The 18,889-nt window shown below is 65.4% G+C and carries 15 protein-coding genes and 2 pseudogenes; 12 read left to right on the top strand and 5 right to left on the bottom strand.

Features of this window, described 5'->3' with window-relative positions:
• The first annotated feature begins 58 nt into the window (after positions 1-58).
• The 6 genes from hpaR (at position 59) to EDC64_RS19745 (ending at position 7,751) form a co-directional block, all read left to right on the top strand.
• Positions 59-643 (top strand): homoprotocatechuate degradation operon regulator HpaR, encoded by a 585-nt coding sequence (hpaR, locus tag EDC64_RS19720; protein WP_165933826.1) that lies wholly within the window; start codon positions 59-61, stop codon positions 641-643.
• Positions 644-645: 2 nt separating this feature from the next.
• Positions 646-951, top strand: a complete 306-nt coding sequence (locus EDC64_RS19725; RefSeq protein WP_132034587.1) for a hypothetical protein — start codon at positions 646-648, stop codon at positions 949-951.
• Between the two features lie 18 nt (positions 952-969).
• A complete protein-coding gene (locus EDC64_RS19730) occupies positions 970-2,628 on the top strand; it encodes an FAD-dependent oxidoreductase (RefSeq protein ID WP_132034589.1) in 1,659 nt (552 codons plus the stop codon).
• A 253-nt stretch (positions 2,629-2,881) separates the two neighbouring features.
• On the top strand, positions 2,882-3,919 hold the full coding sequence (locus EDC64_RS19735; RefSeq protein ID WP_132034591.1) for a TAXI family TRAP transporter solute-binding subunit: 1,038 nt from the start codon (positions 2,882-2,884) through the stop codon (positions 3,917-3,919).
• Positions 3,879-5,996, top strand: a complete 2,118-nt coding sequence (locus tag EDC64_RS19740) for a TRAP transporter permease (RefSeq protein WP_165933828.1) — start codon at positions 3,879-3,881, stop codon at positions 5,994-5,996. The genes EDC64_RS19735 and EDC64_RS19740 overlap by 41 nt, the downstream gene beginning before the upstream one ends.
• An 81-nt stretch (positions 5,997-6,077) precedes the next feature.
• On the top strand, positions 6,078-7,751 hold the full coding sequence (locus EDC64_RS19745; protein WP_132034595.1) for a thiamine pyrophosphate-binding protein: 1,674 nt from the start codon (positions 6,078-6,080) through the stop codon (positions 7,749-7,751).
• A 15-nt stretch (positions 7,752-7,766) separates the two neighbouring features.
• Here EDC64_RS19745 and EDC64_RS23620 read toward each other — a convergent pair whose 3' ends face one another.
• Positions 7,767-7,904 (bottom strand): hypothetical protein, encoded by a 138-nt coding sequence (locus tag EDC64_RS23620; protein WP_165933829.1) that lies wholly within the window; start codon positions 7,902-7,904, stop codon positions 7,767-7,769.
• A gap of 329 nt (positions 7,905-8,233) precedes the next feature.
• On the opposite strand from EDC64_RS23620, the gene EDC64_RS19750 reads away from it, so the two are divergent.
• Positions 8,234-9,073: an IclR family transcriptional regulator gene (locus EDC64_RS19750; protein WP_132034597.1), complete on the top strand. Its 840-nt coding sequence runs from the start codon at positions 8,234-8,236 to the stop codon at positions 9,071-9,073.
• Positions 9,074-9,077: 4 nt separating this feature from the next.
• Here the strand turns inward: EDC64_RS19750 and EDC64_RS19755 are convergent.
• Positions 9,078-9,764: pseudogene (locus tag EDC64_RS19755) on the bottom strand (transposase family protein).
• 538 nt (positions 9,765-10,302) lie between these two features.
• Here EDC64_RS19755 and EDC64_RS24060 point away from each other — a divergent pair.
• Positions 10,303-13,620: an autotransporter outer membrane beta-barrel domain-containing protein gene (locus tag EDC64_RS24060; RefSeq protein ID WP_132034599.1), complete on the top strand. Its 3,318-nt coding sequence runs from the start codon at positions 10,303-10,305 to the stop codon at positions 13,618-13,620.
• Here the strand turns inward: EDC64_RS24060 and EDC64_RS23900 are convergent.
• Positions 13,610-13,955: pseudogene (locus tag EDC64_RS23900) on the bottom strand (TrbJ/VirB5 family protein); the annotation flags it as partial. The gene EDC64_RS24060 and the pseudogene EDC64_RS23900 sit on opposite strands and share 11 nt — an antisense overlap.
• Before the next feature lie 113 nt (positions 13,956-14,068).
• Here EDC64_RS23900 and EDC64_RS19770 point away from each other — a divergent pair.
• The 3 genes from EDC64_RS19770 (at position 14,069) to EDC64_RS19780 (ending at position 16,782) form a co-directional block, all read left to right on the top strand.
• Complete coding sequence (locus tag EDC64_RS19770) at positions 14,069-15,184, top strand: Fic family protein (RefSeq protein WP_132034601.1); 1,116 nt, start codon at positions 14,069-14,071, stop codon at positions 15,182-15,184.
• A 595-nt stretch (positions 15,185-15,779) separates the two neighbouring features.
• Positions 15,780-16,160 (top strand): hypothetical protein, encoded by a 381-nt coding sequence (locus EDC64_RS19775; RefSeq protein ID WP_132034603.1) that lies wholly within the window; start codon positions 15,780-15,782, stop codon positions 16,158-16,160.
• Positions 16,161-16,179: 19 nt separating this feature from the next.
• Positions 16,180-16,782 carry an HNH endonuclease gene (locus EDC64_RS19780; RefSeq protein WP_207916145.1) on the top strand — a complete coding sequence of 201 codons (603 nt, stop codon included), beginning with the start codon at positions 16,180-16,182 and terminating at the stop codon, positions 16,780-16,782.
• On the opposite strand, the gene EDC64_RS19785 is transcribed toward EDC64_RS19780, so the two are convergent.
• Positions 16,755-17,273 (bottom strand): disulfide bond formation protein B, encoded by a 519-nt coding sequence (locus tag EDC64_RS19785; RefSeq protein ID WP_132034605.1) that lies wholly within the window; start codon positions 17,271-17,273, stop codon positions 16,755-16,757. The genes EDC64_RS19780 and EDC64_RS19785 overlap by 28 nt on opposite strands.
• 283 nt (positions 17,274-17,556) lie before the next feature.
• On the opposite strand from EDC64_RS19785, the gene irrA reads away from it, so the two are divergent.
• The gene (gene irrA / locus EDC64_RS19790) at positions 17,557-18,102 is read left to right on the top strand and encodes an iron response transcriptional regulator IrrA (protein ID WP_132034607.1); all 546 of its coding nucleotides are present in this window, start codon (positions 17,557-17,559) and stop codon (positions 18,100-18,102) included.
• Positions 18,103-18,219: 117 nt separating this feature from the next.
• On the opposite strand, the gene EDC64_RS19795 is transcribed toward irrA, so the two are convergent.
• Positions 18,220-18,705 carry an SH3 domain-containing protein gene (locus EDC64_RS19795; RefSeq protein ID WP_132034668.1) on the bottom strand — a complete coding sequence of 162 codons (486 nt, stop codon included), beginning with the start codon at positions 18,703-18,705 and terminating at the stop codon, positions 18,220-18,222.
• Between the last annotated feature and the right edge of the window lie 184 nt (positions 18,706-18,889).

The raw sequence follows: 18,889 nt of genomic DNA on the forward strand, positions 1-18,889 counted from the left end.
AATAAAGCTATAGGTTGATCGACGAAGCCGGAAAAGAGGCGTCGCAGGGAGGGTCAATATGCGGAAGGGCGGTTCCCAAACGCAGGACAACAGCAAGCCGTCGGCGCGGGGTGCGCGCGCCGCGAAACCTGCTGCGGGGTCGACCTTGCGTGGCTTCTCGCAGTCTCTTCCCATGTCGCTGTTGCGCGCCCGTGAAGCGGTGATGGTGCACTTTCGGGCCCATCTGAACGGCGTCAATCTCACCGAGCAGCAGTGGCGCGTCTTGCGTGCGCTCACTGCCACCGAATCGACGGAAGTCCAGTCGCTAGCCAAGGCGGCGTTCCTGCTGGGTCCCTCGCTCTCGCGCATCTTGAAAGATCTGGAGGCGCGCGGCCTCGTGGTGCGTCGCGTGTCGAAAGAAGACATGCGACGCGGCCATATTTCCATTAGTGCGACCGGCCGCCGCCTCGTGGCGGAGGCCGGCGTCCGATCGGAGGTCATCTACGCCGAGATCACACGCCGGTACGGAGCAGAAAACCTCGCGGCGCTCCAGGCCATGCTCGGTGAACTGGAGGCCGTGCTGGCAGACCCCATTCCCGACGAGCCGGTGCCCAGCAAAGCCGCCCGCCACAACGACGCCAAACCGCGTGCGAAGAGGAGCTGAGCATGCAGCAAGTCTGCACGTCGACGCCTATTCGCGTTGGATCCCGCGCGCACTTGTGCATCTGCGCCGATTGGATTTTTGGGATCTGGATCCGTCTAACAGAAACCGGTTTTGCCGGGCGAAAGCTGGGCATCGTGGCTTCCAGGTCTTCGCATCACCCGCGCACGCGTCTCGCTGAGGATGATGAACAGGTCGTTCTCGCCCGCTCTTCCAACATCAAGAAGAAACATCGTTCTGCGGCCCCTGGCCGGCTGAACGAGAACCATCAAGTGGCAGGCCGGTCGCACCGCGCCATCCGCCACGCCTAGGGGAGGATCCAAACAGCCATGCCCGAAGTGATGAAAACCGATGTTCTAATCGTGGGCGGCGGCCCCGTCGGCGCAACCCTCGCAATTGACCTCGCACAGCGCGGCGTCTCGGTGATCGTGCTGGAGATGCGCCATCGCGGCGAGCCTCCGAGCGTGAAGTGCAATCACGTCTCGGCCCGCTCCATGGAACTGTTCCGGCGCCTCGGCCTGGCCGGAAAACTGCGTGATGCGGGCCTGCCGGCCGACTATCCCAACGATGTGGCCTATCGCACCACCATGGTCGGCCGCGAGCTCACCCGCATTCCCATTCCCTGCCGACGTGACCGCTTCAGCGCCACCGGCGGGCCGGACACCTGGTGGCCGACCCCCGAGCCGCCCCACCGCATCAACCAGATCTATTTGGAGCCCATCCTGGTCGAGGCCGCGGCGGCGACGCCGGGGGTGACTCTGCTCAATCGGGTCATGTTCGACCGCCTGATCGCCGCCGACGACCACGTGGACGTCGAGGCCCATGAACTGGACGGCGGAGGCCCGCTCCGGATCCAGGCGCGCTACATGGTCGGTTGCGACGGCGGGCGCTCTGAGGTGCGACGGCAGATCGGCGCGAAGCTGCAGGGCGATGCTGTGGTCCAGCGGGTGCAGTCCACCTTCATCCGCGCGCCGAAGCTCATCGACATGCTCACCACTGCGCCAGCCTGGGGCAATTTCTCCCTCAATCCGCGGCGCAGCGGAAACGTTTATGCGATCGACGGGCGCGAGACATGGCTCGTGCACAATTATCTGCGCCAGTCTGAGCCGGATTTCGATTCGGTGGACCGAGACGCGGCGCTGCGTCAGATCCTCGGCGTGGGTGCGGACTTCTCCTATGAGGTGATGGGCAACGAGGACTGGTTCGGCCGCCGCCTGGTGGTGGACAAGATGCGCGAAGGCCGCGTGTTCGTCTGCGGCGATGCCGCCCATCTGTGGGTGCCCTATGCGGGCTACGGCATGAATGCCGGCCTCGCCGATGCCGCCAACCTGGCCTGGATGCTGGCGGCCGTGGTGACGGGCTGGGGTGACGAGGCGCTTCTTGACGCCCACGCCCGCGAGCGCCACCCCATCACCGAACAGGTGTCCCACTATGCCATGAACCACGCGGAGCAGATGGCGCGGCAGCGTGGCGGCGTGCCCGAAAATATCGAGGAGGAGAGCCCCGAGGGCGCTGCCGCGCGGGCGGAGATCGGCCAATCCGCCTACGACCTCAACGTTCAGCAATATTGTTGTGGTGGACTGAACTTCGGGTATTTCTACGACAATAGCCCCATCATTTATTATGATGGTGAGCAGGCACCCAGCTATTCCATGGCCAATTTCACCCCTTCCACGGTGCCTGGATGTCGAACCCCGCACGTCTTCCTGCCGGGGGGGCGCTCGCTCTATGACGCCATGGGTTCTGACCATGTGCTGCTCCGCTTCGACCCGGAGGTGGAGGTGAACAACCTGGTGCAGGCGGCGCGTGCGCGTGCCTTGCCGATGAAGGTGCTGGATGTGCCGAAAACCAAGGATTGCGAAGTGTTTGAACACAAGCTCGTGCTGTCCCGGCCGGACCAGCACGTGGCGTGGCGCGGGGATGCACCGCCGGGCGACGCACTGGCGCTCGTCGACCACTTGCGGGGGGCGGGCGCGTCCCGCCACTGAGCTTTTAAGTCGTCCCTCCCTGGGTGCGCAACTGCTGCGTGCCGTGGAGCGGTGCTGTCTGCCAATCGTCTCGGAATCGTTCTCAGAAATAGTCTTGACAAGACGTCTTGCAGATGGCCATTGTTTAAAAAATGATACTTATGTCCACTCTGCGGACATATAAGTAGATGCAAGGATAGTCTTCTTGCCTCGACTTCAGCCGAGCAAGAACGACTCGGGCCGGTCAAAACAAGCAGATCAATGGGAGGAATCTATGACGGAACGTCATCCGACGCGGCGCGCCGTGATATCCAAGATGGCCATCGCCGCTGGCCTCATTCTCGGTGCCGGGGCCATGCAGCCCGCTTGGGCACAGGCCGGCCGCATCACCATCGGCACCAATCCTACGGGCTCGTCTTATTACGTGATCGGCAGTGCCCTCGCGAGCGCGCTGACGGAAAAGCTGGGTGGCATCGCCGTCGCCCAGCCCGCCACCGGCTCTTCGGTAAACCTGCCGCTGATCGCTTCGGGCGAACTGACCATGGCGGTCTCCTCCAGCCTCGACGGCGGCCTGTTCTATCGAGGCGGGGAGGGCATCAAGCCACATTCGTCGCTGCGCACCCTCGTGCGGCTGACGGACTTCCCCTACGCATATCTGGTGCGCGAGAATTCCGGCCTGCGCACCATCGGCGACCTCAAGGGCAAGCGCGTCGCCATGAAGCTCTCCGGCAACCTTGCGCTGGAATCGGCCAATGTTGCGATGCTCGCCAGCGCGGGCCTCAGCGAGAAGGACATCACCAACATCACGATGGCAGGCCTGACCCAGGGGTTGAAGGCGGTCGCGGACGGCACCATCGACGCCGCGCCCATGAGCACCTCTATGCCGATCGTGCAGGAGCTGAACGCCACCATTCCCGGCGGCGTGCGCATTCTCACCCTGGATGGGCCCAACGCCACCACCACCTTCCTCTCCAAGGAGGTGCCGGGCCTCTACGCCTTCCCCATCGAGCCCGCGCCGAACCGCCCGGGCGTGCATCGGGGCACCGTAGTGACGGGCTTCGACGTGTTCCTGCTCGGCAGCGCGGACATGCCTGAGGCGCGGGCCAAGGCGGTGGTGGAGGCCCTGCTCGCCAGTTGGGACGACATGCGCAAGAAGTACCCCCAACTTGCGCATTCGACCGTCCAGGACCTGTCGCTACCCACCAATGCCGTCCCCTACCATCCCGGCGCCATTGCAGCGTTCAAGGCTAAGGGCATGTGGAGCGCGGCGAATGTCGAACGTGAGCAGCAGTTCGCAACCAAAAAGAACTGATCTCCTGAAGCCAGAGAACTCCGCCGCGTGCCTGGCGCGTGGCGGCGCTTCATCGGGCGCTCTGCCTGACTCACCTGCCCAAATTGCGGAAGCTGCAATGTCTCACCACGCCAAAGACGGACATCGGGTCGCCACGTCGCAGAGCGACCGGCCTGCAGCCGGGCTCGCCGGCTTCATCCGCGCTGGCCTGCTGACGGCCATGATCGCCTTGAGCATCACTTGGGTGCTCGACATTCCGATCATGTTCAATCTTGGATTGCTGCAGGAACAATTCCTGCTGATGATCGTCGCCCTGAGCGCGGGTGCCGCCTTCCTCGGAGGGCGCGCCGCGCCGGGCCCCCTGGACAAGCTGCTTGCGGTGGCTGCTGTGGCCTCCTGGTCCTATGGGGCCTGGCAGTTTCCCCATTGGATCGTGGACGCCTCCCGCGCACCCGATAAATGGATCCCGGCGGTCATCGCGCTGCTGACGCTTCTGCTGGCCGTGCGCCGTCTGTGCGGCACCGCCATCGCCATCGTTGCTCTTGCGTGCATTGCCTACGGCCTGTTCGGCCATTTCGCCCCCGGCCTGCTGCAGGCAAACTATACTGAGCCGCGGCGGTTGATGATTTATCTCTATACAGACGCCAATGCTGTGGCGGGCGTGGCCTTGCAGGTGGCGGCGTCCGTCGTCGTGGCGTTCCTGGTGTTCAGCCGGGTGCTTCAGACATCCGGGGCCGGCAATTTCTTCGACGACGTCGCGATGTCCTTGCTTGGCCATTATCGCGGTGGTCCCGCCAAGGTGGCGGTCGCCTCCAGCGCCATGTTCGGCATCATCAACGGCTCGACGGTCGCCAATGTGGTTTCCAGCGGCGTCGTCACCATTCCGCTGATGATCAGGAACGGCATGCGCCCGGCCTTCGCCGCTGCGGTCGAGGCCGTGTCCTCCAATGCCGGCCAGATGACACCGCCGGTGATGGGCGCCACCGCCTTCCTCATCGCCGACTTTCTCCAGGTGCCCTATTCGGACGTGGTTATGGCCGCCGCCATTCCCGCCTTCATCTTCTACGTGGTGATGTATGTCCAGCTGGACGCCTATGCGGCGCGCAACAAGCTGGTGGGCCTGCCGCGGAGCATGCTGCCGCGGTTCGGCGCAGCGATCGCCGCGGGATGGATCTTTATCATTCCAATCGCGCTGTTGACCGGGCTCATGTTCTTCTTCGCCGTCGCCATCGAGAAGGCGGCGCTGCTGTCGGCTGTGGTGATGGTGCTCGTCGGCGCCATCAAGCAACGCCGCCTCGACTGGCGCGGCCTGCTGAAGGGTGTGACGGTTGGTGCGGGGGACGATGCGCTGGCGGTCTTGCTGGTGAGCGCGGCGGCGGGCATCGTAGTGGGTACGTTGAACATTTCCGGTCTCGGCTTCCTCATTACCCTGGTTCTGGCGGCGGTGGGCAAGGCGGGTGGGCTGGTCCTGCTGTTGCTGGTCACGGCATTCGTCGCACTGGTGCTTGGCATGGGCATGCCCACGGCCGCCGTCTACGTCCTACTGGCGGTGCTGCTGGGTCCCACCATGGTGCAGCTTGGGGTAGAGCCCATGGCCGCGCACTTCTTCATCTTCTACTTCGGGCTCCTGTCTATGCTGACGCCGCCCGTGGCCATCGCCTCCTTCGCCGCGGCAAGCTTGGCGCGGGCCGGTCTCGGGGAGACCTCCATCGAAGGGTTGAAGTTGTCCGCTTCCACCTATCTCCTGCCCTTCATCTTCGTGATGAATCCCGCACTCCTCGGCATCGGCAGTTGGAGCGAGGTCCTGGTGGCCATTGCCACCACCCTCGCCGGCGGAGCACTGATCGGCTGGAGCGCTGTCGGCGCGGTGGGCTCACGGGCGCTGCCGGGCTGGCGGGCGGCGGTGGTTGTCCTGGTCGGAGCTGTCACCTCCTTCTCCAGCATCTGGGCGCACGACACCCCTGTGGGGGCCTGGATTGCGGCGCTCGGGGCGCTCGGCTTCGCCTACGCCATCAGCGTGCCCTCACGACAGGCGGAAAGCGCTCGGGTGCCGCGCGGAACGGCTTCGGCGCGGATGCGATCGGAGCGGGCGCCCTGAGGCACGCTGCGACGAGCAGGCAATTCGAAGCCGGGCGAGGCGGGTGCGTCGCTCACAGCCGGCCGACAGAAAAGGTGGACCATGAAGCTGACGGGTGGAGAAGCGCTCGCGCACCAATTGGTGCGCGAAGGCGTGAGGGACGTGTTCGGCATTCCCGGCGTGCAGCTCGACTGGGCCACCGATGGGCTCCGCAAGGTGGAAGCTTCCATTCGCTTGATGGTGGGCCGGCACGAGCAGGCCGCCTCCTACATGGCTGATGGCTATGCCCGCACGACCGGGAGGGTGGGCGTGTGCATGGTGGTGCCCGGCCCCGGCCTTCTGAACGCCATGGCGGGCCTCGCCACCGCCTATGCCTGCAATTCACCGGTCCTGTGCATCTCAGGCGACATCTATTCTCCCGCCCTCGGCAAGGGGCTCGGCCTGCTGCACGAGGTGCGCGGTCAATCGCAGATCCTGGGCGCCGTTACCAAATGGCAGGGGCGCGCCAACCGCCCGGAGGAGATTCCGGGCGTGGTGAGCGAGGCGTTCCGGCAGATCCGGGCCGGTCGACCACAGCCAGTCGGCATCGAGATCGCCCACGATGTGCTGAGCGCCAGCGCGGACATGGAACTGGCCGCGCCTCAGACCGGCGATGGCCGCCTCCGCCCCGATCCGAAAGCCGTGGCGGCGGCAGCCACCCTGATTGCCGCCAGCCGTTGCCCGGTCATCTATGTCGGCGGAGGCGCCATCGCGGCCGATGCCGGCGCCGCTTTGGCCGCCTTCGCCGAGAAGCTCCAGGCGCCGGTGGTCATGGGCGAGAACGGCCGGGGCGCCATTTCCGACAGGCACCCCCTGGCGCTGGACACGTTGGAAGGGCGCGCCGTCTTCCCCCATGCCGACCTCTGCGTGGTGGTGGGCAGCCGCTTCGTGGAGACGGCGCAGGGTCAGCCCGCCTGGCCCACCGGATCCATGAAATACGTGTACCTCAATGCCGACGTGGCCGCCTGGGGCCCGCCCCGGCGCGCCGACGTGGCGCTGCATGCGGACTGCGCGCTCGGCCTGGAAGCGCTGGGCGCGGCCATCGGCCAACGCCCGCCGATCGCACTGGAGCTCGATGCGGTGCGCGCCTGGGCCGCCGCGCAGATGGCCGACATCGAGCCGCAAGGCGCCTGGGTGCGGGCGCTGCGGCGGGCCATTCCGGACGACGGCATTCTGGTCAACGAACTGACGCAGGTGGGCTATTTCGCGCGCCTCGCCTATCCCGTCCATGCGCCACGGACCTTCATCGGCCCGGGCTATCAGGGCACGCTCGGCTACGGCTTTCCCACTGCTTTGGGAGCGGCCGCAGGCAATCCGGACAAGGCGGTGGTGAGCATCAACGGGGATGGCGGCTTCGGCTGGGGCATGCAGGAGCTGGCCACCGCCCGCAAATACGGCCTGAACATCGCCATCGTGGTCTTCAACGACGGGCATTTCGGCAATGTGCGCACCCTGCAGGAGGGTCAGTTCGGCACCGCCTTCGGCGTGGAGCTGGTCAATCCGGATTACAGCACCCTGGCCGCCGCCTTCGCCATTCCCTACCGCTCGGCGGACACGCCGGAAGCGCTGGAAGCGGCATTGAAGGACAATTTCGCGGCCGGCGGTCCCATGCTCATCGAGGCACAAGTGGGGCGCATGCCCAGTCCCTGGCATCTGCTACGCCTCGTGCCACCTCCCTTCGCCGCGGGCCGGGCGGTTCCGCCCAATCCCCTGGGCGCGCCGCCCGCGCAAGGATGAGGCCGCCATGAGGGCCTACCCTGACAGCTTCATCGCCGGTACCGTCGTGCCGGCGCGGGGCGCGGAGAGGGTGACGCTCATCGATCCCACCACCGAGGGGCCGTGTGGATTGGTAACCTTCGCCAGCCCTGCGGACGTTGATTCCGCTGCCATCGCCGCGGCCTTCCCGGCCTGGTGTGGCCATGCCGATAGCCCTCGCGTCAATGGGTGCGGGGCCGGTGCATGCCACCGTGAGCACCATCACCGCCCTGCCTCAGGTGGTCGAGACGGTGGCTGGGCGCTGCGAGGGGTGGCTGGATGGGGGCATCGCCTGCGGCCATCTCCGCCGCCTGCCGCTTCCGCGGGGAAGCGGTGAGCCGGCGCGATTGCACCCACCCCAATGCCTGCGGTACTTTCGGTGCCATCAGGCGAAGAGATAGAGCAGGCTGCCGTCCCCTCTCGCCGGACAGCAGAGCCTGGCGGAGGACAAGGATTTGGCCCGCATGACGGCGAAGACGAGCCCAGCGCCTGCAAGGGACGAGGCGGACGGCGAATCGAGCGTACGGGCCGTGGATCGGGCGGTGGCCATCCTCACCTGCTTCACGCCGGATAGGCCCTCCATGAGCGTCATGGAGATCCAGAAACGCATCGGCCTCAGCCGCCCCACTCTCTATCGTCTGCTGCAGACGCTGGTGGCCAACGGCATGATGGTGTCGGAGGGAGACCCCCAGCAATTCCGCCTCGCCCACAGCGTCCTAAAGCTGGCACAGGCCTACCTGTCAGGCATCAATCTCGTGGAAATTGCCGGCCCCCACATAGCCCACCTGCGCGATGTCTCGGGAGAGACGGCGGCCCTCTTCGTGCCGCGCGACGCCCAGCGCCTGTGTGTGCTGGAGCACAAGAGCCGACATGTACTCGCCATATCCCGTGGCGTCGGCGAATTGCTCGCCCTGCATCAGGGCGCGAGCGGACGGGCCATGCTCGCCTTTATGAGTGAGCCGACGCAGAACGCGCATGTTGCCGGGTTGAATTCTGCCGAGCGAGCCCAGGTCGGCAAGCTCCTGAAGCATACGCGCGATGCGGGTTTTGCCCGCAGCTGCAACGAGGTCATTAGAGGCGCGGTCGCGATCGCTGCACCCATTTTTGACCATTCTGGCGAGGCGATCGGTTCAGTGGGGCTTTTTGGTCCAACTGCTCGCCTTTCGGATCACGATATCGATCGATTGGCGCCGGATGTCATGAATACTGCGAGCGCCATCTCAGCCGAACTCGGATTCGTCGCACGGCCGGCCCAGGTCACACCGCACAGTAAACGCACAGGACGGCGAGTTCCGCTTAGCTAGGTGTTCAGTCCGGGCATTGATGGATTGGATCGATGGTGAATCGTTCAGGTTCTGAAGTCCAGCATTTGCAGATGAATTCGTAGGGCGTTAGCCCTCTGAGGGTCTTCAGGCGCCGGCCGAAATTGTAGGCGGCGACGAAGGCATCGCCTCGATCAGGGCCATGAGGAAGGCCGAGGCCCGGCCCGTCTTCCCGACGACCTGCACAAAGGCGAATTTGCTCGTGCGATCAATGGCGAGATAGAGGTACAACTTTCCCTCGGCGGTCTGCACCTCGGCGATGTCGATGTGAAAAAAAGCCAATTGGATAGGACTTGAACCGCCTCTTCGACTCCTTGTCGCCTCACCTCCGGCCGCCGCCTGATACCGTGGCGCTGAAGGCAACGATTGGGGGATGACCGTGTCAGGTGCGGGATCATCGCCTGCAAGGCATAGAGGCCGTCGTCGAAAGGCAGCAGCGTATGCCGCCGGAAAGCGACCATGATCGCCTCTTTCTCGATCGACAGCACGGTCGATGTCGGGTCCCTCGGACCCGTCGGCAGATCGGCGACCGAGATCCGCTTCTTCCTCTCGGCCACGGTCTTTTGGTTGATCCCTTAGCACTTTGCCAGAGCCCTCAGGCTCTCTTGACTATGCTGTATCGCTCGACGGACCGCCCCCGTCCTTGGGCGCTCCCATGAAGAACCCGGCCCATAGTGCTTCCTTCCACTCCTGCGAAAAGACTGCACCATCAAAGCCCGGGATCAAACATGGCGTCGCGTGCAGTTTCGCCGGCAACCCTTAAGGGCCGAAGCGCGCGGGCGCGTGCTCGCCGAGGCGGGCCGCTATCTCTCCGCGCCGATGCCGCCCCTATGACCGGCGCGCGGTCCTCGATCGATTTCGGCTCGTCGGCGGCGAAATCAAGGGAGGGGGTCGAGCCTTACGAGAGCCCGAATGCGTCAACGGCGTTTCACACAATTGGCGGGAGGGGATTGTTTCGGCGCACAAGGAAAAAGGCGGGATCGTGAAATGGCGCCACGCCTGCATCTCCGGCGTTCTAGACCACTTAATTAATACACTGCGCTCGCAGCATCACTTCATCACTTCGACTGCGCGCCTCTCCGACAAAATTGTGTCCAATCGTTAAAAATTTCCCACCACAGGGTATTATCGTATATCGAGAATTGTTAAAAAGTTGGGGGGAGGCGGCGTCAACGTCTGGCGACGCTTAGGGGCAATGAGGGGCGATTTCGATGGTGCTCGGGCGGGATCTGACGGTCGTGGCGCGTGCGCGTCCGGGTGCGGGGCGTGGCCTCAAGGGTTTCCTTCTGGCGTCGGTCGCCGCTGCGCTGGTGATCAATTGCGGCACTGGCTCGGCTTTCGCTGCGCCCGTCTCGCCGGTTACACCTTATTCGGGCGGCGGCGGCGCGGGCGGCTCTGCAGCAGAGGCCGGGGCAACCGGTGGGGGCGCCTCGCACGTGATTTTAGGTGAAGACGGAGATGCCGGGGCAACACCGGATGCCGGTGGTGGCGGCGGCGGCGCCAATCGACGCAACGGGGGCGAAGGCGGCAACGGCGCGCTCGGCGGGGCCGGGGGCAGTGTCGACGGGGCAGCCGGCTCGGACGGCGAACCAGGTTCGACGAACATATTCGGTGGCGGCGGTGGTGGTGGCGGTGCGGGCGTGTATGGATATAGCGGCGCTCTGACCGATCTCTCCACGTCCTACACGGGTGGTGCCGGCGGCGCCGGCGGTTCGGCGGCGGGCGGAAGCCAGGCCCCTGCCGGGGCGGGCGGTGGCGGTGGCGGCGGCGGTGGTGCAGGCGCCGTTCTTACATCAACCTCATATTCCGGCCGTGTGACAATCTCCGCCGATCAAACGGGCGGGATCGGCGGGGCCGGTGGGGCCGGCGCGGGCGAGGGCTATGGCGGCAATGGCGCCACCGGCGGGGCCGGCATCGTCCTCTACAGCACAGTCAAGACGCCCCTCGCCGCCTACGTGACGATCAGCAGCACGACAACGATCACAGGCGGCGCCGGCGGGGCGGGCGGCACCGCCGGCTTGTCGGCACCGGCTAACGTAGGGATCGCCGGCAACGGCGGCGCCGGCATCGAAGTGGCAGAAGGCACCGGCAAATATGCGATCACGGTCAGCGGGACGGTGACGGGCGGCGCCGCAGGTGGTGACACGGCGTCCGGCGGGCCGGGCATCGTCGGCGCCAATTTGTCTGTTTTCATCATGGACGGTGGCACCGTAAGTGGCGGCGCCGGCGCGACCCCGGGGGCCGCGATCCTGTTCACCGGCGGCTCCAATGTCGTGGATTTATCGACCGGCGGGACCCTGGTGGGGAACGTCCTTGGGGCCGGGGCTGGCGACATCATCGAGTTGATCGGCGAGGGCCAAGCCACGCTCAATATGTCCCAGGTCGCGGGCTTCGGCTCGTACAATATGGCGTCGACGGGAACCTGGACCCTGAACGGGCCGACGAGCGGAGCGACGCAGTGGTATTTCCAGGCCGGCACCCTCGCGATCTCGGATTTCGCGTCGCTCGGCTCCGAAGCCAGTCTGTTGACATTCTATGGCGGCACGCTCGCGGTGACCGCGTCATCGTCGACAGCGATGACGGTGTCACTCACGACGTACGGCGGGGGCGGCACCATTCAGGTGGCGAACGCCGCGACGGCGACCATGTCCGGCGTGATCTCGGGTGAAGGCGCGCTTACAAAGACCGGCGCCGGCACGCTGATCCTGCTCGCGGACAATACGTACACGGGCGGCACCACGATCTCGGAGGGCACGCTCCAGCTCGGCAATGGCGGCACGACGGGTTCGGTCCTCGGCACCATCGTCAACAACGCCGCGCTCATCATCAACCGTTCGGGCACCTACGACTTTCCCAATACCATCACCGGCTCCGGTTCGGTGGAGATCCTCGGCGGCACGGTGAACTTCACCGGCGCGGGCGGCTATAATGGTACGATCAGCGTGGTTGATTCCTCGTTCGTGCTGTCCCAGGGCTCAACCAGCGCCTCGACCTTCACGATCGGCTCCGACGCGACGATCAGCGGCACGGGCACCATCGGCGGCCTGACGGTTCTGAATGGCGGCACGGCCGCGCCGGGCTATTCGCCGGGCACGCTCACGGTCAACGGCAACGTCGTGTTTGCGTCGGGCTCGGTCTACCGCGTCGACATTACGCCGGAGGGCGCCACCGATCTCATCACCGCGACCGGCACGGCGACGATCTCGGGCGGCACGGTACAGGTCGTGGCGAGCGAGGGGACCTACGCGCCGGGCACGACCTACACGATCCTGACGGCGCAAGGCGGTGTCACCGGGCAGTTCTCCGGGCTCACCGTGAACTACGCCTATCTCGATCCCTCGCTGACCTATGACGCCAATAACGTCTACCTGCTCTTCGCGCGCAACGCGACGGCGTTCCCCGACTCTGCCTACACGCCGAACCAGAAGGCGGCGGCACGGTCGGTCGAAAGCCTCGGGGCGGGCAGTTCGGTCTATGATGCGGTGCTGCAGCTCTCCACATCGGCGGCACCGGCGGCATTCGATGCGTTGTCTGGCGAAGTTTATGCCTCGGCGTCCTCCGTGATGCAGCAGCAATCGATCTATCTGCGCGAAGCGGTCGGCTCGCGGGTGCGGCAGGGCCTCGCCGGCGAGAAGGCGCCGGGCCAGGCGACGGCGCAGCTCGCGCCGGGCTATGACGCGACGGTGTGGGCCTACGGCTACGGCGGCTGGGGCCAGTTTTCCGGCGACGGCAACGCCGCGAGCGTCGATTCTTCGATCGGCGGCTTCCTGATGGGCGTCGATGCGGCGGTCACCCCGTCGACACGGGTCGGCCTCGTTGGCGGCTACAGCCGCTCGACCTTGACCGTCGATGCCCGCTCATCCTCGGGCGACATCGATAATTATGATGTCGGCGTCTATGGTGGGGCGGAATTCGGGGCTTTGTCCCTGTTTGGCGCGGTGTCCTACACGTGGCATGACCTCTCCGTCGACCGCACGGTGGCGTTTGCCGGCTTCTCGGGGCTCAACTCGGCCAATTACGACGCGGGCACGGCCCAGGTGTTCGGCGAGGCGGCGTGGCGGATCGGCCTCGACACGATGCTCGATCCGAAGACCTTCGGGACGGCGTCGGTGACGCCGTTCGTGAACCTCGCTTATGTGAACCTGTCGTCGGACGCCTTCACCGAGACAGGCTCAGCGTCGGCGCTGACGGGTTCGGCCGACACCGAGAACACGTTCTATTCGACGCTCGGAGTGCGGGCTGCGACGCGGATCGAGATGGCGAACGGGGCGGCATTGACGCCGCATCTGAGCCTCGGCTGGCAGCACGCCTTCGGGGACGTCAACGCGAACGCGAACCTCGCGTTCGTGGCTGGCGGATCGGCGTTCACGGTGTCGGGCGTTCCGATTGGCCGCGACAGTGCGCTCGTCGGGGCGGGTGTCGAATATGCCTTCTCGAAGACGGTCGCGGCCTCGCTCGCCTACAGCGGGCAGTTCGCGTCCGGCATCGAATCCAACGCCTTCAAGGGCGCCATGAGCATCAAGTTCTGAGACAGGGCACACCGCGCCGCGTGGTGCTGTGATGAAGGCGGCCGAGGCGTCCGGAGGACGCTTCGGCCGCTTTGCTTTTTTCGGGCCCAACGCCCCGCCGGCGCTGCTTGCGTCCCTGCTCGGCGGCGGTCGCGTTCCGCCTCGGACAGCGCCGCGGCGCGCCCCTTGGTGGACATCACCGCGATTAGGTCGGAGAGCTGCTGCGACTGCAAAGCGAGCAATTGGTGGCCGGCCTGCGTGGCCTGAATCGGGCCCGTGGCACCCTGACTCTGGCCGATGAGGGTCGCCATCTCGGCCTTGTTGGCGTCGAGATTGCCGACGATGCCGGCCTGGACTGCAGCGCATCCTGCGGGGCGCGATGGCGCGGCTCTGCCGTGAGCGATAGGACGGCTATCTATCAATCACACATTCGCTACTATGTGAGCTATAGCGGGAGGCTTTATCGCTCATGGTGTGGATCTGGACGCAGCCCGGCTGGCCGCATTTTGCCTATGATCCGGTTGCCCTCGAACCGCTGGAGCGGCGGTTCCTCCTGCTCACCGGCGAGGTGATCGGCGCGATCCGGCATGTGAGCGACGGCGAGCGCGACCTGCTACGGATCGAACTCCTCAGCGACGAGGCCGTCAAGACCAGCGCGATCGAAGGAGAGACGCTGGATCGCCTCAGCGTGCAATCCTCCCTGCGCCGTCAGCTCGGCCTCGACACTGACAATCGCAACGTGAAGCCGAAGGAACGTGGCATCGCGGAGATGATGGTCGATCTCTATCGGAGCTGGGCGGATCCCCTTGACGCTGACGCGCTGTTCCGCTGGCACCGCATGCTGATGGCGGATAGCCGGCATCTGGAGACCATCGGCGGCTACCGTCGCCATGAAGACGCGATGCAGATCGTGTCCGGCCGCCAGGATCGGCCGACTGTGCATTTCGAGGCGCCTCCATCTTCTCGGGTTCCGGATGAGATGTCTGCCTATCTCACCTGGTTCAATGGCTCGGCCCCGAACGGGGACGCGCCCTTGCCAGCACTTACCCGGGCCGGGATCGGGCATCTTTATTTCGAAAGCATCCATCCCTTCGAGGACGGCAACGGACGCATCGGCCGAACCCTCGCTGAAAAATCCCTCGCCCAAAACATCGGGCAGCCGACCCTGATCGCGCTCGCCCACACCATCGAGCAGCATCGCAAGGCCTATTACGATCAGCTCGAGGTCCATCAGCGGACGCTCGATGTCACGGGCTGGCTGGTCTATTTTGCGGAAACGATCATCGCGGCCCAGCAAACGACGCTCGGCCGCGTCGCCTTCCACATCTCCAAGGCACATTTTTACGATCGCTTCCGCGACAAGATGAACGAACGGCAGGAAAAGGTGATCGCCCGCATGTTCCGTGAAGGCCACGGTGGCTTCACGGGAGGCCTGAGCGCGGAGAACTACCTCGCAATCACCGGCACCTCACGCCCCACCGCCACGCGCGACCTGCACGATCTGGTGGAGAAAGGCGCCCTGACGCGAACCGGGGAACGCCGGTATACGCGCTACCAGCTGACACTGCACGGTGCGGCTGGATAGGTACGGGCGGCAACGTCAGTGGCGCAACCGTTCTGTCCTTTCGGTCGCCCACGGCGCATCCACCTCAACCTGCGGGATGCACCATAAGCGGAAGGCCGCTGCAGCTATCACGGATGGCCGGATTGGTGCCGATTCCAGACTGGCCGCTAGCGGGGACTTCAAACGAGAAGCGGACATATCGCCGATGAATGTCTCAAGCCGATACTGACCCCAAAGCTGAGGCCCTCAGTGGTCCTTGAGATCGGGCAATTCGTAACAGAAGTGGTCGTCACCCCGGAGGAGATCGCGTCCGCCCGGGAAGAGCGCCAGGCGCATGGCTGCAAATCCGCGAGCATGTCCTTTCTGGAGGCGCGCTTGCAGCGGCCGAAGGTGCCGTGACCAGCTTCGAGGCGAGCGTCAGTCAGGTCGATGAGGCGCTGGAGCTCCGTTTCGCCCTTGCCGATGCCGCCAGCCGCCTTTCGCTGCTTCCACAGACGAAGGCAAAGCACGAGCTTGAAGCCGAAAATGCACGGAGCCGCGCAGCAGAAGTTTGGCGCCGTTACGAGGGCGCCTTGGAGGCTTGGCACAGTCAGATCTCCGCGATGGGCCTGCCCGCATGGAGCTGTCGCAATTGCTCACATGGCAGGCCGACCGTGAGGTCTCCGATATCGCCCACCGGGAATACCTCGATCTGCGCTTGGATCTCGATGGGCTCATCGAGCGCCGCGACGCCTGCCGGGAGGCGCTCGCATCCGCGCTTGGTGCCGCCGGTACGGACGTTCCGCTCTCTCCCCTTCTTGCAGCCTCCGCTCACGGCCCTGTGGCGGCGGGCGTGCCGGCCGAAGGGGGCGGCCTCGCGGCGTTGGTCACGGGATCGACGCGGCCGCTCTCCGCGGAACCTTCATCGCCCAAGCCCTCGCCCGTCGGTGAGGCCGATTGCGCGCGGGCGCGCCGCATTTGGCCCGCCTGCTTCACAAGATTGACACGCACACTATAGAATATCGCGGCGCGCCGAGATGGACCGGATCGATTCGGCGCGGAAGGGTAAGGAGTTCCGACCCTTGACGGCAGCCATAACCCCTGGTGCTTGGCCGGCTCTGGTGCTCAATGCGGATTACCGTCCCTTGAGCTATTACCCCTTGTCTGTCTGGTCATGGCAGGATGCGATCAAGGCTGTATTCCTCGACCGCGTCAACATCGTGGAGTACTATGACAAGGCGGTACGAAGTCCGGGCTTCGAAATTCGACTTCCTAGCGTCGTTTCGTTGCGAACCTTCGTCAAGCCATCGCGACAACCCGCCTTTACCCGGTTCAATGTCTTCCTCCGCGACCGTTTCACCTGCCAATATTGCGGCGCCCGCGAAGACCTGACCTTCGACCATTTGATCCCGCGCGCCCGGGGCGGGCAAACCACGTGGGAAAACGTGGTCGCCGCCTGCTCGCCCTGCAATCTGCGCAAGGGCAGCGCGATGCCCGGCGATGCCGGCATGTGGCCCGCTCAAATGCCGTATCAGCCCAGCGTGCACGATTTGCACCAGAACGGCCGGCATTTTCCCCCGAACTATCTGCACCAGAGCTGGATGGACTATCTTTACTGGGACACCGAGCTCGACCCGTAGGGTTTTTGGCGCGGCGCCGTGGCGCCCCAGACGGCGATGCCGGCGAGCGCGCATGCGATCAGGGCGTTCCATCCGGCCATCGAAAGCCCCATCAGGCGCCAGGCGGCTTCGTCGCAGCGCGGCACATGGGCGGTTTTCAGGGCGGACATAATGTCGCTGACGGCCACCGGCGTCGCCCCCGAGCAGGTGGTGGGGCCTTGCCAGAACTGCCATTCGATGCCGGCGTGATACATCGCGATGCCGGCATCGACGAACATCAGCGCCGCCAGCAGCCAAAGTCCGGCGCGGGGCGCGACGCGATAGCCCCGTGCACCGAGGATCGTCGCGGCGAAGGAAATCGGGATCGCCGCATAATAAGGCAGGCGCTGATAGAGGCAGAGCGGGCAGGGCGCGAGCCCGACGACGATCTGAAAATACCACGCTGCACCAAGCGCGAAGACCGCGCCGAGGGTGACGATCAGGCAGGCTGTGCGCGGCGATCGGTCGATCATTGGCAGTCCGAATTAGAGCGGGCGCGAGCCAAGGGCGGAGGCGCGCGACGGCGAATCCGCACGGACTTGACCTGTGCGGTTCGGCTCTAGCGGGGGCCTTCAGGCCTGTCCACGCTCGCGAGTCTCACAAGTAAGGCATTGGCCCTGTTGAATTACATTGTCATAACTACAATCTATAACGGTAGCAATCGGCAGTCCGTCACGCTATACCTTATGCCAGCTACTGGCCGTTGGGGGCTTCTTGGCCTCCCGTTCGGCTCGGATCGAGATTTTAGAGACGACGATGACCCAGACGACACGTATTCGAACCAGCTTCGGCGAGAGCATTGCGGTGCGCAGCGTTGCGGTGGAGAACGAAGCGGTTCTTCCGGTGGCGCAGTTGCGTGACGTGTCGTCGTCGCGGCGAACCGGCTGTCCGTTCCATGACGTGCGTGAAATGCTGCGCGAGGTCGGCTTGCGGCCGACCCGTCAGCGGCTCGCTCTGGGGTGGCTCCTGTTCGCCAAGGGCGACCGGCACGTGACAGCGGAAATGCTGCACGAGGAGGCGATTCGCGCCCGATTCCCGGTTTCTCTCGCCACCGTCTACAACACCTTGCACCAGTTCACCGAGGTGAGCCTGCTGCGCGAGGTCGCCGTCGACGGGTCGAAGACCTATTTCGACACCAACGCCTCGGACCACCACCATTTCTACGTGGAAGGCCATAACGAGCTGGTGGACATCCCCGAGCAGCAGGTCGCCGTCGACCGTCTGCCCGAGCCGCCTGAAGGCTTCGAGGTGGCGCGCGTCGACGTCGTCGTGCGCCTGCGCCGGAAGACCGGCAAGGCCTGAGGCATCGGAACGGGTGGCGGTGATCCCCGCCTCCTTTAGGCCGCCCGACTTCTGACGTGTCCCGCAAGACCCCTGGGGGCAACCTTAGGCGGGGGGCCTTCCCGTATCGCGACGGCGCTATTCGATCTTTTCCCCCGGATAGACGCCCCAGAGCTGGCCCTGCTCGACAAATCCCTCGAATCCGGGACCGTCGAAGCGACACCATTGGCCGTCGCAGCTCTTCAGAGCGCCGAGAACGCCACGCTCCAGCTTCGCGACCACGGCGGCGTCCAGGGTCGGCCGCTCGCGCAGCGAGACCGTGCCGGCCTTCAGCCACGGTGCCACCAAAGCGGTCCGGCGGCCCGACAAAAGGGAGTGGTAGACCCACCCTTCGGCGCCCTCGGAATCGCGGATCCGACGCCAGGTCTCGAACTCCGCGGTGATTTCGACCGGCAGCCCCGCGCGTGAAAAGATCCAGGCGACGTCCTGGTCCCGGTTGGGGCCGATCCGCACATTCACCTTGTCCGCCTTCAGCGAAACGAAGCGCGGTACCGGCAGGCCGGTGCCTTCGTCCGCCGCGACCGCGCGGTCCGCCACCAGAACCGACAGCGCGAGGGCGAGCATGCACCCGAGCACGGGGGCGAGGCGCGCGCGCAGCCTTGCGCCGCACGTCCGGGCTGCACCGGGGTAAAGGGCTTGCCGCCTCATTTTCCGCATCCGTCCGCCTCGTCCTTCGCCTGTAAATTTGATCTGCGCCCCGGCCCGGAGCGGGTCAAGGCCCCGGTCTCTCCCATCCCCATTGTGTTTC

The sequence above is a fragment of the Aquabacter spiritensis genome, assembly GCF_004346185.1.
GTDB classification, from domain to species: Bacteria; Pseudomonadota; Alphaproteobacteria; order Rhizobiales; family Xanthobacteraceae; genus Aquabacter; species Aquabacter spiritensis.

Coding starts and splice junctions, on each gene's coding strand:
- hpaR (WP_165933826.1), top strand. CDS start 59: ATGCGGAAGGGCGGTTCCCAAACGCAGGACAACAGCAAGCCGTCGGCG.
- EDC64_RS19725 (WP_132034587.1), top strand. CDS start 646: ATGCAGCAAGTCTGCACGTCGACGCCTATTCGCGTTGGATCCCGCGCG.
- EDC64_RS19730 (WP_132034589.1), top strand. CDS start 970: ATGCCCGAAGTGATGAAAACCGATGTTCTAATCGTGGGCGGCGGCCCC.
- EDC64_RS19735 (WP_132034591.1), top strand. CDS start 2,882: ATGACGGAACGTCATCCGACGCGGCGCGCCGTGATATCCAAGATGGCC.
- EDC64_RS19740 (WP_165933828.1), top strand. CDS start 3,879: ATGTCGAACGTGAGCAGCAGTTCGCAACCAAAAAGAACTGATCTCCTG.
- EDC64_RS19745 (WP_132034595.1), top strand. CDS start 6,078: ATGAAGCTGACGGGTGGAGAAGCGCTCGCGCACCAATTGGTGCGCGAA.
- EDC64_RS23620 (WP_165933829.1), bottom strand. CDS start 7,904: ATGGCAGCGGAATCAACGTCCGCAGGGCTGGCGAAGGTTACCAATCCA.
- EDC64_RS19750 (WP_132034597.1), top strand. CDS start 8,234: ATGACGGCGAAGACGAGCCCAGCGCCTGCAAGGGACGAGGCGGACGGC.
- EDC64_RS24060 (WP_132034599.1), top strand. CDS start 10,303: ATGGTGCTCGGGCGGGATCTGACGGTCGTGGCGCGTGCGCGTCCGGGT.
- EDC64_RS19770 (WP_132034601.1), top strand. CDS start 14,069: ATGGTGTGGATCTGGACGCAGCCCGGCTGGCCGCATTTTGCCTATGAT.
- EDC64_RS19775 (WP_132034603.1), top strand. CDS start 15,780: ATGGAGCTGTCGCAATTGCTCACATGGCAGGCCGACCGTGAGGTCTCC.
- EDC64_RS19780 (WP_207916145.1), top strand. CDS start 16,180: ATGGACCGGATCGATTCGGCGCGGAAGGGTAAGGAGTTCCGACCCTTG.
- EDC64_RS19785 (WP_132034605.1), bottom strand. CDS start 17,273: ATGATCGACCGATCGCCGCGCACAGCCTGCCTGATCGTCACCCTCGGC.
- irrA (WP_132034607.1), top strand. CDS start 17,557: ATGACCCAGACGACACGTATTCGAACCAGCTTCGGCGAGAGCATTGCG.
- EDC64_RS19795 (WP_132034668.1), bottom strand. CDS start 18,705: ATGCTCGCCCTCGCGCTGTCGGTTCTGGTGGCGGACCGCGCGGTCGCG.